At 58.6% G+C, this 13,605-nt stretch carries 12 protein-coding genes and 1 tRNA gene; 9 read left to right on the forward strand and 4 right to left on the reverse strand.

What is annotated here, in order from left to right; translation table 11 throughout:
- Positions 1-385: 385 nt before the first annotated feature.
- Together IM295_RS03220 and IM295_RS03225 are read right to left on the reverse strand one after the other, a co-directional pair.
- A tRNA-Phe gene (locus IM295_RS03220) sits at positions 386-461 on the reverse strand.
- Between the two features lie 95 nt (positions 462-556).
- Positions 557-1,270, reverse strand: coding sequence for a DUF554 domain-containing protein (locus IM295_RS03225; protein ID WP_193066210.1), 714 nt, complete (start codon positions 1,268-1,270; stop codon positions 557-559).
- 181 nt (positions 1,271-1,451) lie between these two features.
- Between IM295_RS03225 and IM295_RS03230 the strand changes: the two genes are divergently transcribed.
- Positions 1,452-3,590, forward strand: coding sequence for an ornithine decarboxylase (locus tag IM295_RS03230; RefSeq protein ID WP_049138373.1), 2,139 nt, complete (start codon positions 1,452-1,454; stop codon positions 3,588-3,590).
- Between the two features lie 44 nt (positions 3,591-3,634).
- On the opposite strand, the gene IM295_RS03235 is transcribed toward IM295_RS03230, so the two are convergent.
- Positions 3,635-4,327, reverse strand: a complete 693-nt coding sequence (locus IM295_RS03235) for a response regulator (protein WP_047367414.1) — start codon at positions 4,325-4,327, stop codon at positions 3,635-3,637.
- Positions 4,317-5,942, reverse strand: coding sequence for a sensor histidine kinase (locus IM295_RS03240; RefSeq protein WP_193066211.1), 1,626 nt, complete (start codon positions 5,940-5,942; stop codon positions 4,317-4,319). Before IM295_RS03240 ends, IM295_RS03235 begins: the two co-directional genes overlap by 11 nt.
- A 345-nt stretch (positions 5,943-6,287) precedes the next feature.
- Here IM295_RS03240 and IM295_RS03245 point away from each other — a divergent pair, with 345 nt between their 5' ends.
- The 8 genes from IM295_RS03245 to citG are packed head-to-tail and all read left to right on the forward strand — an operon-like array spanning position 6,288 to position 13,596.
- Positions 6,288-7,649, forward strand: coding sequence for a 2-hydroxycarboxylate transporter family protein (locus tag IM295_RS03245; protein ID WP_045630637.1), 1,362 nt, complete (start codon positions 6,288-6,290; stop codon positions 7,647-7,649).
- A gap of 17 nt (positions 7,650-7,666) precedes the next feature.
- Positions 7,667-8,530: a fumarylacetoacetate hydrolase family protein gene (locus tag IM295_RS03250; RefSeq protein ID WP_059355464.1), complete on the forward strand. Its 864-nt coding sequence runs from the start codon at positions 7,667-7,669 to the stop codon at positions 8,528-8,530.
- 10 nt (positions 8,531-8,540) lie between these two features.
- Entirely contained in the window at positions 8,541-9,563 is a 1,023-nt protein-coding gene (gene citC / locus IM295_RS03255) for a [citrate (pro-3S)-lyase] ligase (protein ID WP_193066212.1), read from the forward strand.
- Positions 9,564-9,579: 16 nt separating this feature from the next.
- Positions 9,580-9,873 (forward strand): citrate lyase acyl carrier protein, encoded by a 294-nt coding sequence (citD, locus tag IM295_RS03260; protein WP_028014384.1) that lies wholly within the window; start codon positions 9,580-9,582, stop codon positions 9,871-9,873.
- Positions 9,870-10,745 carry a citrate (pro-3S)-lyase subunit beta gene (gene citE, locus IM295_RS03265; protein WP_059358303.1) on the forward strand — a complete coding sequence of 292 codons (876 nt, stop codon included), beginning with the start codon at positions 9,870-9,872 and terminating at the stop codon, positions 10,743-10,745. The genes citD and citE overlap by 4 nt, the downstream gene beginning before the upstream one ends.
- Positions 10,746-10,755: 10 nt before the next feature.
- Entirely contained in the window at positions 10,756-12,279 is a 1,524-nt protein-coding gene (gene citF / locus IM295_RS03270) for a citrate lyase subunit alpha (RefSeq protein WP_193066213.1), read from the forward strand.
- Positions 12,276-12,815 carry a citrate lyase holo-[acyl-carrier protein] synthase gene (gene citX / locus IM295_RS03275; RefSeq protein ID WP_193066214.1) on the forward strand — a complete coding sequence of 180 codons (540 nt, stop codon included), beginning with the start codon at positions 12,276-12,278 and terminating at the stop codon, positions 12,813-12,815. Before citF ends, citX begins: the two co-directional genes overlap by 4 nt.
- Positions 12,793-13,596, forward strand: coding sequence for a triphosphoribosyl-dephospho-CoA synthase CitG (gene citG, locus IM295_RS03280; RefSeq protein ID WP_193066215.1), 804 nt, complete (start codon positions 12,793-12,795; stop codon positions 13,594-13,596). Before citX ends, citG begins: the two co-directional genes overlap by 23 nt.
- Positions 13,597-13,605 lie beyond the last annotated feature (9 nt).

Here is a 13,605-nt window from a genome sequence, read left to right on the forward strand (position 1 = left end):
TCGCGCTGGCGTAGTATTTTTTTCGGGCTACGCTTTCTCTTAATAGCTTATGGCTGGTGCTGTAGTCAACCGTCAACCCATTAACGAAGCTGAAAGTTGCTAGTTCGTCATTATCCTCGACCTGAGAATACATATTTATCACGCTGCTGTCTGGCTTTCCAGCTAATAAAAACAGCTGATGTAAAAAAGGAGGCACACATCCAGCGATAAATTTGTTGGCACTTGAAGCTGATAGAGTCAACAGTGATTTGCTCTACAAACAGGTAGGATATTACACCGACACCCTCAAGGCACCTTGTGAGCTAAGGACGGAAACAGGGGCGTATAAAGTTGCTGAATTAGCCAAAAAGCAAAAACCCGCCTCAAGGGCGGGTTTTCTGAATAGTGGTGCCCGGACTCGGAATCGAACCAAGGACACGGGGATTTTCAATCCCCTGCTCTACCGACTGAGCTATCCGGGCAACGGGGCGCATTAAACCCGATCTGCCCGTTGCCGTCAACGAAAAATGTTGTTTTCGTTACAGACTGCGCAATCTCTCGCCATTTCGCCGCAATCTTAAGCGAAAAAGTGCGTCCAGAGCGCAGAGAGCGGCATGGCGAGCAGTAATGCGGGCAGCATATTCACCACGGCAAACATTTTGATCCCGCAAATACGTAGGCCCGTCGCCAGCAGCAGCAGGCCGCCGACGGCGGTGAAGTCCGCCATCATCGCTGGCGTGGTCAGCGGGAGAATGAAGGTGGCGCAGGTGGCAAGCGCGAGTTGAATCAGCAGCATCGGCACGCAAATCGCCGCAACGGCAATGCCAAGCGTGGTGGCAAAAATGGTGGCGGTGAAGAAATCGAGAAACGCTTTTGCAATCAATATGCTTGGGTCGCCCGTCATCCCTTCCTGCATCGAGCCGAAAATCCCGGTGCCGCTTGCACAAAACAGAATAATGATGGCGACGTAGTTCTGAATAAACGACTCGTGCGTGCCGTGTTTCGCCTTGCCCGGTCGGGCAATCAGGTTTTTGGCTTTGCCCACCGCGCTATTGATGCCTTTTTCCAGATAGCAAAACTCGCCAATCAGTGCGCCGAGCAGTGTAGCCAGTACCATGACGGGCAGGTTGGCGCATTTGATCACTAAAAGGATGCCGATGCCTAAGGATGCCAGGCCGAATATAGAGGGCATGGATGAACGGATACGCTCCGGCAGCCGCTGACTCAACACTGCGCCCAGTACGCCGCCCAGCAATACGGCTCCGGCGTTAATAAATGGCCCGATAACCACGGTTAACTCCTGTTATTTACTCATTGATATTGCATTATTATGGCACGTAAGGGCTGCGCGAGCCTTAGCTTTGGGTGGTTTCGTGCATACTGATTCCTTCTTGCGCGTGAAAATAAAAAGTGACATGATTGCGCGAATTTTCTCCTCCCTGTCTCACCGCTCGGTGAGGGTATTTGCGCTTATGAAAACCATGAAAATTGCCGTCAGCCATGAGCTGGTATCCAAAGTTTCTACGCACCGTGAAAAGGTGACGCTGGATAACACCGATTTCACCGATGTGGCGGCAGTCGTCATTAGCGTTGTTGAAAGCTACAGCGGCATTCTCGCATTGCTGAAGCGTACGGGCTTTCAGCTACCGGTGTTTATGTTCTCGCAAGAGCCTGGAGAGGTGCCTGATGGCGTCACGGCGATTATCTCGGGTAAAGCTCAGGAGTTCCTGGAACTGGAGAGCGCCGCCTGCCGTTACGAAGAGGAATTGCTGCCGCCTTTTTTCGATACCCTGAGCCAGTATGTAGAGATGGGCAACAGCACCTTCGCCTGTCCGGGCCACCAGCACGGGGCTTTTTTCAAAAAACACCCGGCAGGGCGACAGTTCTATGATTTCTTCGGTGAGAACGTATTTCGCGCCGACATGTGCAACGCCGACGTTAAGCTGGGCGATCTGCTGATCCACGAAGGCTCCGCCAAGCACGCGCAAAAGTTCGCGGCGAAAGTATTCAACGCGGACAAAACCTACTTTGTGCTGAACGGCACGTCGGCGGCCAACAAGGTGGTGACCAACGCGCTGCTGACCCGCGGCGACCTGGTGCTGTTCGACCGCAACAACCATAAATCTAATCACCACGGCGCACTGATCCAGGCGGGCGCCACGCCGGTGTATCTTGAGGCGGCGCGCAATCCGTTTGGCTTTATCGGCGGGATCGACGAGCACTGCTTTGATGACGCGTATCTGCGGGATCTGATCCGCGAGGCGGCGCCGGAAAAGGCCGACGAGGCCCGCCCGTTCCGCCTGGCGATCATTCAACTGGGCACCTACGACGGGACGATCTACAACGCCCGCCAGGTGATCGACAAGATCGGCCATCTGTGTGACTACATCCTTTTTGACTCCGCGTGGGTGGGCTACGAGCAGTTTATTCCGATGATGGCGGAAACGTCTCCGCTCTTGCTGGAGCTTAACGAGAACGATCCGGGTATTTTCGTGACCCAGTCGGTGCACAAGCAGCAGGCCGGGTTCTCGCAAACGTCGCAGATCCATAAAAAGGATAACCACATCCGCGGTCAGGCGCGCTTCTGTCCGCACAAGCGGCTGAACAACGCGTTTATGCTGCACGCCTCCACCAGCCCGTTTTATCCGCTGTTTGCGGCGCTGGACGTGAACGCCAAAATTCACGAGGGCGAGAGCGGGCGCAGGCTGTGGGCGGAGTGCGTCGAGCTGGGCATTGAGGCGCGCAAGGCCATCATCGCCAACTGCCATATGATCAAACCGTTTATCCCGCCGGTGGTGGCGGGGCGGCCATGGCAGGATCACCCCACGCAGGTCATCGCGAGCGAGCGTCGCTTCTTTAGCTTCGAGCCGGGGGCCAAATGGCACGGATTTGAGGGTTATGCGAGCGAGCAGTATTTCGTCGACCCGTGCAAGCTGCTGCTGACCACGCCGGGCATTGATGCAGAAACAGGTCACTATACCGATTTCGGCATTCCGGCGACCATTCTCGCCCACTACCTGCGCGAAAACGGCATCGTGCCGGAGAAGTGCGACCTCAACTCGATCCTGTTCCTGCTGACGCCTGCTGAAAGCAGCGAGAAGCTGGCGCAGCTGGTGGCGATGCTGGGGCAGTTTGAGCAGCATATTGAAGACGACACGCCGCTCGCCGACGTGCTGCCGACCATCTACCAAAAATACCCGGTGCGTTACCGCGACTACACGATCCGTCAACTGTGCCAGGAGATGCACGATCTCTACGTCAGCTTTAACGTGAAGGATCTACAGAAGGCGATGTTCCGCCGGGAGAGCCTGCCCGCCGTAGTGATGAACCCGCAGGATGCCAACCAGGAGTACATTCGCGGGAACGTGGAGCTGGTGCGTATTCGTGACGCTGAAGGGCGCATTGCCGCCGAAGGTGCGCTGCCGTACCCGCCAGGCGTGCTGTGCGTGGTGCCGGGAGAAGTCTGGGGCGGGGCGGTACAGCGTTACTTCCTGGCGCTGGAAGAGGGCATTAATATGCTGCCGGGCTTCTCGCCGGAGTTGCAGGGCGTTTACAGCGAGAAGGATGCGGACGGGATTAAGCGGCTGTATGGGTACGTATTGAATGTCTGAACGTAGGCCCGGTGGCACAAGCTCACCGGGCCTATAATACTTCGTCAGGCTTCTGCGCGGCGGTACATCCTCCTCGGATGCCCAATTTTCCCGTACAGCATCTCCACCGTCAGAAAACCCACCTCCACGCAGTGTTCCAGATAGCGTCGGGTGGTGGTTTTACTCAGTCCCGTCTCGCTCACCACCTCATCCACCGTAAAGCAGTGCGCCGCCTTGCTGTTAAACAGCGTTTGCACCCGCGCCAGCGTGTTCTCCTCTATTCCCTTGCTGCCGTTGTCCAGACGATAGTTTTTCGCCTGTAACTGATAGAGTGAATCCACGTTCTGCTGGTCGACAATCTTCCAGACCCGCTGCTGTTCTGCAAACTGCACAAAACGCTCCAGCGACTGGCTGAGCCGCTTCCAGGAGACCGGCTTAAGGATATAGTCAAACGCGCCGTTTCGAATGGCCTGGCTACAGGTGTCCATATCGCTGGCGGCGGTGATGAAAATCACCGAGCAGTTGGCGCGGGCCAGCATCGGGTTGCTGATAAGGGTGATGCCTTTGCCGTCCGGCAGGTAGTTATCCAGCAGCATCAGCTTCGGCTGTTTGCTCTCCAGCTGTCGCTGCGCGTCGGCCAACGACGCGGCAATCCCCACCAGCCTCAGGCGCGGATGTTTACCGATAAGCTCCGCGTGCAGCTGTGCCAGTTCGTTCTCGTCTTCAACAATCAGTACGTCGATAAGTTCATGTTGCATAGTCGGTATCTTCCGATTGCCGGACGGTTCCCGAGGCCGGGATAAACAGTGAGAAAATGGTCCCGTGCGGCATGTTATCGGCAACTTCTATTGTGCCGCCAGCCTGCGTGACGTAGCTTTCGATCAGATACAGGCCAATCCCGTGATCGCCCCGCGTTTTGGTGGTGATGCCGCGTTCAAATATCCGGTCACGGATCGCCGGGGTAATGCCAACGCCCTGGTCGGCCACTTCAATAATCAGCTCCTGCTCGCTGAGTTTTATCAGCACTTCCACCGGCGCATGCGGGAGCGGCGATCGCTGCGTCGCTTCGATGGCGTTATCCAGCAGGTTACCAATAATCGAAATCAGTTCTTGCTCTCCCAGCGGCAGGAACGGTTTGTCCAGCCGACAGGCCGGGTCGAAACTCAGCTCCACGCCTTTCTCACGCGCACGGGCGGCTTTTCCCAGCAGCAGCCCGCAAAGTGTCGGGGAACTAAAGCGGGAGGAGATAAAGTCCAGCAGCTCCTGAGCATGCTCCGACTGCGCCTGAATGTAGCGAATGGCCTCTTCATAGCGGCCCATATGCAGCAGGCCGGAGAGGGTGGTCATCCGGTTCAGCTGCTCATGACGCATAATGCGCAGGTTATCGACGTAGCGTTTTACCTGGCTGAGCTGGCTGCTGAGAGAGTCGATCTCGTTGCGATCGCGGAAGGTGATCACCCAGCCCTGCAGCGACCCCTCAAGCATGATGTGTACCCGGCTGGCAATCACCGTGAGATCGTTAAAGCGGCAAATCTCGTCATGGGTATCTTTCGCCAGCATCGTCTGCGTGTCGAAGAATGGGACCGGATCGATCACCTGGCTTATCAGCTGCCCGCGCAGTTCCCGGGCCGGCTGGCTCAGGCCCAGCAGCTTTCGCGCCGCCTGGTTGATCACCTCTATGCGCCGTTCGTTATCAATGGCGATCACGCCTTCGTAGATGGACTCCATCATCGCCTTTTGCTGGCGCACCAGCAGGCCGATCTCTCGTGGCTCCAGGGAGAAGATCTGCTTCTTAATACTACGGGTAAAGAACCAGGAGAAGACAAAGAGGGCGATCAGCAGCAGCACGGCGGCAATCAGGATATTGACCACTTTACTGACGGTAATGGTGTCCAGGTAGCTGGTGAGATAGCCAACTGAAACAATGCCGACCACCTGCCCGGCGTCGTTGAAAATGGGCGCTTTACTGCGCAGTGAAATGCCCAACCCGCCTTTACGTATGGTTGTCGTGCTTTTCCCCTGCAATACGGCTTCATTGTCGCCGCCGACCAGCGTCGTGCCCACCCTGTCGGCAAAGACGGAGTGAAAAAGATGCCGTCCCGTATTATCGCCAATGACAATAAAGCTGGCGTCGCTGTGCGCGGCCATTTTCTGCATGAAATCATGAATGGCGTTGATATCTTTTTGTTCAACTTCAGTACGCAATGACGGAATAAGCGCAATCTCTTCTGCCTGTATTTTAGCGCGCGCACTCATTTCCTGATAAAGCTGTTTTCCGACATCGGCATAATAATATCCGCCCAGCAGCACAAAAAGCACTGAGAAAAAGGCAACGAGCGAAATAAACAACTTAATCTGGAAAGAGACTTTCATAACTATCACGCAAAGTAGCGGCAAAGATCGTCAATATATCATCTTTTTTCATGCGGATGTCCGCTTTGCGGGAAACTTGTGATCCCTTGCACAGCAAGGGCTGTAAATGATTTATCCAGAAGGCTTAAGATCTTCATGCTGCTAAGTTAAATGTTATTTGGTCGTTCAATTCAGAAAAGAAACCATAAAAACCACGATAATAAATAAGGCATAAATCACATTAAATAAAAGAAACCATAAAAACCATAGCTGCCATTAAAACTTCGCTTTTAATATGCCATTCCTCACATAAAGTAGGCCTTTGTGACTCTAAACTGAACGCACAAAATAACTAAGGGGCTTATTATGAGCACAACTGATGATTCTTTCTCTGTTACCCACGACCCGATTGAAATTCAGCGGCCATCCCTCAAGGAGCGGTGGTGGCATATTATGGATACCTGGAAAATCGGGATTATTCCTCTGCCGCTGTTCGTTCTGGCGGGTGCGCTGATCGCGATTGATTGCCTGGGCGGAAAGCTGCCGAGCGATATCGTGGTGATGGTGGCGACGCTGGCCTTCTTCGGCTTTGCCTGCGGTGAGTTCGGCAAACGCCTGCCGATTGTCGGCAAGCTTGGCGCGGCGGCGATTTGCGCCACCTTTATCCCTTCCGCACTGGTCTACTACGGTTTGCTGCCGGACGTGGTGGTGGAATCCACGACCAAATTCTACAAATCCACCAACATTCTCTACCTCTATATCTGCTGCATTATCGTCGGCAGCATCATGAGCATGAACCGCACGGTGCTGATTCAGGGCTTCCTGCGCATCTTCTTCCCGATGCTGTGCGGTGAAATCGTCGGCATGATTGTTGGCATGGGCGTGGGGCTGGCGCTGGGCCTGGAGCCGTTCCAGATCTTCTTCTTTATCATTCTGCCGATCATGGCGGGCGGCGTCGGGGAAGGGGCGATTCCGCTTTCCATCGGCTATGCCACCCTGCTGCATATGGACCAGGGCGTAGCGCTCGGCCGCGTGCTGCCGATGGTCATGCTCGGCGGCCTGACGGCAATCATCATCTCCGGCTGCCTGAACCAGCTCGGTAAACGCTACCCGCACCTGACCGGTGAAGGCCAGCTGATGCCTAACCGCGCCAATGCCGATGCCACCGTCTCTCAGCCTGCGTTCTCCGGCAAGGCGGACGTGACGACTATCGCCTCCGGCGCGCTGCTGGCGGTGCTGCTCTATATGCTGGGCATGCTAGGCCACAAGCTGATTGGCCTGCCTGCGCCGGTCGGTATGCTGTTTATGGCGGTGCTGGTGAAGCTCTGCAACGGCGCCTCTCCGCGCCTGCTGGAAGGCTCGCAGGTGGTGTACAAATTCTTCCAGACCTCCGTGACCTACCCGATCCTCTTCGCCGTTGGCGTGGCCATTACCCCGTGGCATGAACTTGTGGCCGCCTTCACGCTGACCAACCTGCTGGTGATTATCAGCACCGTCTCCGCGCTGGTGGCGACCGGGTTCTTCGTCGGTAAAAAGATCGGTATGCACCCGATTGATGTCGCCATCGTCTCCTGCTGTCAGAGCGGACAGGGCGGTACCGGCGACGTGGCGATACTGACCGCAGGCAACCGCATGAGCCTGATGCCGTTCGCCCAGATTGCTACCCGTATCGGCGGGGCGATTAACGTCTCTGTCTCACTGCTGATTCTGGGCAACTTCCTCGTCTAAGTATTCAGGAAAAAACAATGAAACTCGCAAGCTTTTTATACCAGGGAAAACGCAGCTACGGCATCGTTCAGGCCGAGGGCGTGATTGATTTAGGCCGCCGTCTGGGCGACCGCTATGGCGACCTTAAAGCGCTGCTGCAGGGCAACGGGCTGGCGCAGGCCACCCGTTACCTGAACGACGCCGTGGACGTGCCGCTGAGCGCCATCACCTTCTTACCGGTGATCGTGCAGCCGGAAAAAATCCTCTGCGTGGGCATGAACTACGCCGACAAACGCAAGGAGTTTGACCAGCACAACCCGGCCCCGACGCTGTTTGTTCGCTTCCCGGACTCACAGACCGGCCACAACGAGCCGGTACTGAAGCCGCGCCACTCCAGCGAATTCGACTACGAAGGCGAGCTGGCGGTGATCATCGGTAAGGGTGGGGAGAACATCAGCCGCGATGACGCCCTGCGCCACGTGGCGGGCTACAGCTGCTACATGGACGGCTCCGCCCGCGACTGGCAGCACACCTGGTTCACCGCCGGTAAAAACTGGCGTCAGACCGGGGCGTTTGGCCCCTGGATGGCGACGGCGGATGAGATCCCGGACCCGCACAGCCTGGCGATCCGCACCTGGCTTAACGGCCGCATGGTGCAGGAGGACAACACCAGCAGCATGATCCACAAGGTCGCGGAGCTCATCGAGTACATCAGCACCTTTACCCGCTTAAGCCCGGGCGACGTGATCATCACCGGCTCCCCGGGCGGCGTGGGTAAAAAGCGTAACCCGCCGCTGTTTATGAAAGAGGGGGATCGCATTGAGGTGGAGATCGAGCATATCGGTCATCTGAGCAACGTGATTGTTGAAGCGCCAGCCGTCGGGCTTGCGGCGGCACACTGAGAAAGGCGGCATGAACAGTCAACCCATCGATTTTCGCCAGACGCTGGTGGCGAAACACCCGGAACGCTTAAGCCAGATCCGCTACCTGCTGGCAGACAGCGGCCTTGGCCTGGACAACGACATCACGCTGTTTGTCGAAGCCTGGTCCGGCGCGCAGCTGGTGGGTTGCGCAGGACTTGCCGGCAACGTCATCAAATGCGTGGCGGTCAACGAGCAGCTTCGTGGGGAAAACCTCAGCGCGCGGCTGCTGGCAGAGGTGGAAAATGCGGCGCTGGAGCGCGGCCATTTTCACCTCTTCCTCTGCACCCGTCCGTGCAATCGGGAGCGCTTTGCCCGCAGCGGCTTCTGGCCAATTGCCCAGAGCGGGAACAACGCGGTGCTGATGGAGAACACCCCGCAGGGGATCGCGCGCTACTGCCGTTCTCTGCGCGCGAGCCGCAAGTGTGGGGAGAAGATTGGTGCCATCGTGATGAACGCCAATCCGTTCACCCTCGGCCACCGCCATCTGGTGGAGCAGGCGGCAGCGCAGTGTGACGCCCTGCATCTGTTCGTGGTGCGCGAAGACGCGTCTTTCTTTCCGTTCAGCGCGCGTCTCGAGATGGTGCGCGCGGGCGTGGCGCACCTGCCGAACGTGGTGGTGCATGAAGGCTCGCAGTACATCATCTCCCGCGCCACGTTTCCGGCCTACTTCCTGAAGGAGACCGGCAAGGTGCAGCAGGCGTGGAGCGAGATCGACGTGCTGATCTTCCGGGACTTCATCGCCCCGGCGCTCGGCATCACGCACCGCTTCATCGGCTCGGAGCCGTTTTGCGACATCACCCGCCAGTACAACCAGACGCTGCATGACCTGCTGGCCTCGCATATCGAGGTGGTGGAAATGCCGCGCATCAAGGCCACCGGCAACGCCATTTCGGCGTCCGAAGTGCGCCGTTTACTCAAGACACAGCAGTTTTCCCGGATCCGGGAGATCGTCCCGGACTCCACCTTCGCGCATCTCGAAACGCATTACCGTGCGAGTGCGGAAGTCGCATAACTATCAGGAATTTATCATGAATATTGTAAGGGAGGCGCTGGCCGGAACGCAGGAGTCCAGCGACCTGATGGTGAAAATCGCCCCCGCTCACGGCGAGCTGGAGATTGTCATCCACAGTGAAGTGATTAAGCAGTTTGGCGAGCAAATTCGCCAGGTGGTCAACGACACGCTGCGCGCCATGAACGTGCGCCAGGGGCTCATCATTATTGAAGACAAAGGGGCGCTAGACTGTGTTATTCGCGCCCGCCTGCAAAGCGCGCTGATGCGTGCCGCCGATGAACAGGCCATCAACTGGGAGGCGCTGAAATGAGCAAACTCCGCCGCAGCATGCTGTTCCTGCCTGGCGCCAACGCCGCCATGCTCTCTACCGCCTTTATCTACCGTCCCGACTCCATCATGTTTGACCTTGAGGACGCCGTCGCCCTGCGTGAGAAGGACACCGCGCGCATGCTGGTATTCCACGCGCTACAGCACCCGATGTATCAGGATATCGAAACCGTGGTGCGCATTAACCCGCTCAGCACGCCGTTTGGCCTGCTGGATCTGGAAGCCGCCGTGCGGGCAGGCGTGGACGTGATCCGTCTGCCGAAAACCGATACCCCGGACGACATCTACGAGCTGGAGGGCCACCTTGAGCGCATTGAACGCGAGTGCGGCCGCGAAGTCGGCTCCACCCGCGTGATGGCGGCGATTGAGTCGGCCATTGGCGTCATCAATGCCGTGGCGATTGCCCGCAGCTCCCCGCGCCTCATCGGCATCGCGCTGGCCGCCTTTGACTACGTGATGGACATGCAGACCGAGCGCGGCGACGGCACCGAGCTGTTCTACGCCCGCTGCGCCGTGCTGCACGCCGCCCGTGCGGCAGGCATCGACGCCTTCGATGTGGTGTGGTCAGACGTTAACGACGAGGCCGGGTTCCTTCGCGAGGTCGATCTGATCCGCAAGATGGGCTTTAACGGCAAATCGCTGATCAACCCGCGCCAGATTGACCTGCTGCACAACGCATACGCCCCGACGCAGCAAGAGGTGGAGCACGCCAAAAGGGTGATTGAAGCGGCAGAAGAGGGCGAGCGTAACGGCCTGGGCGTGGTGTCGCTCAACGGCAAAATGGTGGATGCACCGATTATTAACCACGCGCAGGTGGTGCTGGAGCGCGCGGCGGCTTCCGGCGTGCGTCGGTAAGGATGACAAAATGAATCAGACAGAACTTCTCCACGTAAACTTCCCCCATCTGCGGGACCTGAAACCCTTTAATACTGCCCACAGCGCGACGCCCTGGCTGGCGGACAGTGACGCGAAGCACAACCGCAAGCTCTGTGCCTCCCTTGAAGAAGCCATAGCGCGCAGCGGCCTGCAGGACGGGATGACCATCTCCTTCCACCATGCCTTTCGCGAAGGCGACCGGGTGATCAATACCGTTGTGGCGCTGCTGGCGCGGATGGGATTTAAAAATTTGACTCTGGCCTCCAGCTCGCTGATGACCTGCAACGACGCGCTGATCGAGCATATTGAAAGCGGTGTCATCACCCGGATTTACACCTCGGGCATGCGCGGCAGGCTGGCGGACGCCATCTCTCACGGGCTGATGGACGAGCCGGTACACATTCACTCCCACGGCGGGCGCGTGAAGCTGCTCCAGGACGGCGAGCTGAATATCGACGTGGCGTTTCTCGGCGTGCCGTGCAGCGATGCGTTTGGCAATGCTAACGGCACGCACGGCAAATCATGCTGCGGCTCGCTGGGCTACGCCATGGTGGACGCGCACTTTGCCCGCAAGGTGGTGCTGCTGACTGAAGAACTGGTGCCATTTCCCAATATGCCCGCCAGCCTGGTGCAGGACCAGGTGGACTACATCGTGCAGGTGGAGAGTGTGGGCGACCCGGCGAAAATCAGCGTCGGCGCGGCGCGCGTCACCAGCAACCCGCGCGAGCTGATGATCGCCCGCTATGCGGCGGACGTGATCGAGCATTCCGGCTACTTCAAGCCGGGCTTCTCGATGCAGACCGGCTCCGGCGCGGCGGCCACCGCCTGCACCCGCTTTATGGAAGAGAAGATGGAGCGCAGCGGCGTAAAGGCGCGCTTTGCGCTCGGCGGCATCACCGGCAGCCTGGTGGATCTGCACGAGAAGGGGCTCATCGAAAAGCTGCTCGACACCCAGTGCTTTGACGGTCAGGCGGCGGCCTCGCTGGCGCGTAATCCGAACCACGTGGAGATCTCCACCAATGTCTACGCCAACCCCGGCAGCAAGGCGGCAAGCTGCGACCAGCTCGACGTGGTGATCCTCAGCGCCCTGGAAATTGACGTCGATTTCAACGTCAACGTCATCACCGGCTCCGACGGCGTGATGCGCGGCGCGTCCGGCGGGCACTGCGACGTGGCGGCGGCAGCCAACCTGACCATCGTCGTCGCGCCGCTGCTGCGCAGCCGCATTCCGACGGTGGTCAAGCGCGTCACCACGCGCCTCACGCCGGGGGAGAGCATCGACGTGCTGGTCACCGACCACGGTATTGCGGTCAACCCGGCGCGCCCGGAGATCCGCGAGCGGCTGCTGGAGGCCGGGCTGAAGGTAGTGGACATCAGCGCGCTCTATGAGCGGGCGATTTCCCTGACCGGCGTCCCGAAACCGATTGAATTTACCGACAAAATCGTCGGGGTGATCCGCTACCGCGACGGCAGCGTGATCGACACCGTACGACAGGTGAAGGAGTCAGTATGATTTTAGCGACACCCGTGCGGGCGGGTGTCAGCCTGGAGGAACTGCTGGCGGCGAAAGAGCGTCGCGCAGCCCGTCAGGCTGACATGCTTGAGCACTATAAACAGCCGGTGATCTCCCTCACGCTGGTCACGCCAGGGGAAATCAAGGACAGCCTGCGCTATCGCAATACCATGGGCGTGGCGCTCCAGATGTGCGACCAGCTGCTGTGGGAGAACCGCTGGCAGGTGCTGGACCGCCAGGTGCTGTGGCTGCCCACCGGACCGGAAGCTTTGTGGTGCGTCGCCCATCCGGCGGCGGAAATCAAAGCGCACTGCGCGGAACTGGAGCAGACGCACCCGCTCGGCAGGCTGTGGGATCTGGACGTGATCTGCCCTCAGCACGGCCACGTCGGGCGTCAGTCGCTGGGAGATAATCTCCGGCGCTGTCTGATCTGCGACGAGCCCGCGCATGCCTGCTCCCGTTCGCGCAATCATCCCGTTGAGCAGGTTGTTTCCCGCGTGGAGAAGACGATCGATGACTGGTTTGCTCGCGACTAAACCGCGCCCGGTTGACGTGCCCGCGCTTGCCGAAGCGGCGCTGTGGCAGGAGCTGGAGCTGACGCCCAAACCGGGGCTGGTGGACAAGCTCAACAACGGTTCCCATCGCGATATGGACCACGCGCTGTTTGTCCGCAGCATCGCGGCAATTACGCCGTGGTTTTCGCGCTTTGCTGAACTCGGTAACGTGCATGCGGATAAACCCGCTGACGCACAGCTGCGGATTATCCGCCCGATGGGGATGGCCTGCGAGCAGGCGATGTACGCCGCGACGAACGGCGTGAACACGCATAAGGGCGGGATTTTTGCTCTCGGCCTGCTGTGCTTCGCTGCCGGGCGTGTGAAAAATGTCTCTGCGGACAGCCTCTGTTGTGAGGTGAGTAACATCTGCCGCGGGCTGGTGTCGCGGGAGCTGGCAGCGCGCAGCGGGCAGGCGACGGCGGGCGAGCGGCAGTTTCAGCAGTACGGCTTAACCGGGGCGCGAGGCGAGGCGGAGAGCGGCTTTGCGACGGTGCGTAAGGCGCTGGGGCAGTGGAACGGACAGTCGCTTCACGGCCTGCTGTTGCGCCTGATGGCGGTCAATCAGGACAGTAATCTCGTGTCACGCGGCGGCATTCAGGGGCTGCGCTACGTTCAGGGCTATGCGCGGAAACTGCTGGCTAACGGCTGGGATCGCGACGCGTTGCTTAAGATGGATAAGGCACTGATTGAACGAAACCTGAGTCCGGGCGGCAGCGCGGATTTGCTGTCGGTGGGGTGGATGCTCTCTGCAATAAAATAGCCGGGTGGC

The sequence above is a fragment of the Enterobacter cloacae complex sp. P14RS genome (assembly GCF_014895895.1).
In the GTDB taxonomy this organism is placed as follows: Bacteria; Pseudomonadota; Gammaproteobacteria; order Enterobacterales; family Enterobacteriaceae; genus Enterobacter; species Enterobacter bugandensis.

Bases quoted from the DNA above. Each gene is read 5' to 3' on its own strand.
- citX (WP_193066214.1), top strand. From the start codon at position 12,276: ATGATTTTAGCGACACCCGTGCGGGCGGGTGTCAGCCTGGAGGAACTG.
- IM295_RS03230 (WP_049138373.1), top strand. From the start codon at position 1,452: ATGAAAACCATGAAAATTGCCGTCAGCCATGAGCTGGTATCCAAAGTT.
- citC (WP_193066212.1), top strand. From the start codon at position 8,541: ATGAACAGTCAACCCATCGATTTTCGCCAGACGCTGGTGGCGAAACAC.
- IM295_RS03245 (WP_045630637.1), top strand. From the start codon at position 6,288: ATGAGCACAACTGATGATTCTTTCTCTGTTACCCACGACCCGATTGAA.
- citG (WP_193066215.1), top strand. From the start codon at position 12,793: ATGACTGGTTTGCTCGCGACTAAACCGCGCCCGGTTGACGTGCCCGCG.
- IM295_RS03235 (WP_047367414.1), bottom strand. From the start codon at position 4,327: ATGCAACATGAACTTATCGACGTACTGATTGTTGAAGACGAGAACGAA.
- IM295_RS03240 (WP_193066211.1), bottom strand. From the start codon at position 5,942: ATGAAAGTCTCTTTCCAGATTAAGTTGTTTATTTCGCTCGTTGCCTTT.
- citD (WP_028014384.1), top strand. From the start codon at position 9,580: ATGAATATTGTAAGGGAGGCGCTGGCCGGAACGCAGGAGTCCAGCGAC.
- citE (WP_059358303.1), top strand. From the start codon at position 9,870: ATGAGCAAACTCCGCCGCAGCATGCTGTTCCTGCCTGGCGCCAACGCC.
- citF (WP_193066213.1), top strand. From the start codon at position 10,756: ATGAATCAGACAGAACTTCTCCACGTAAACTTCCCCCATCTGCGGGAC.
- IM295_RS03250 (WP_059355464.1), top strand. From the start codon at position 7,667: ATGAAACTCGCAAGCTTTTTATACCAGGGAAAACGCAGCTACGGCATC.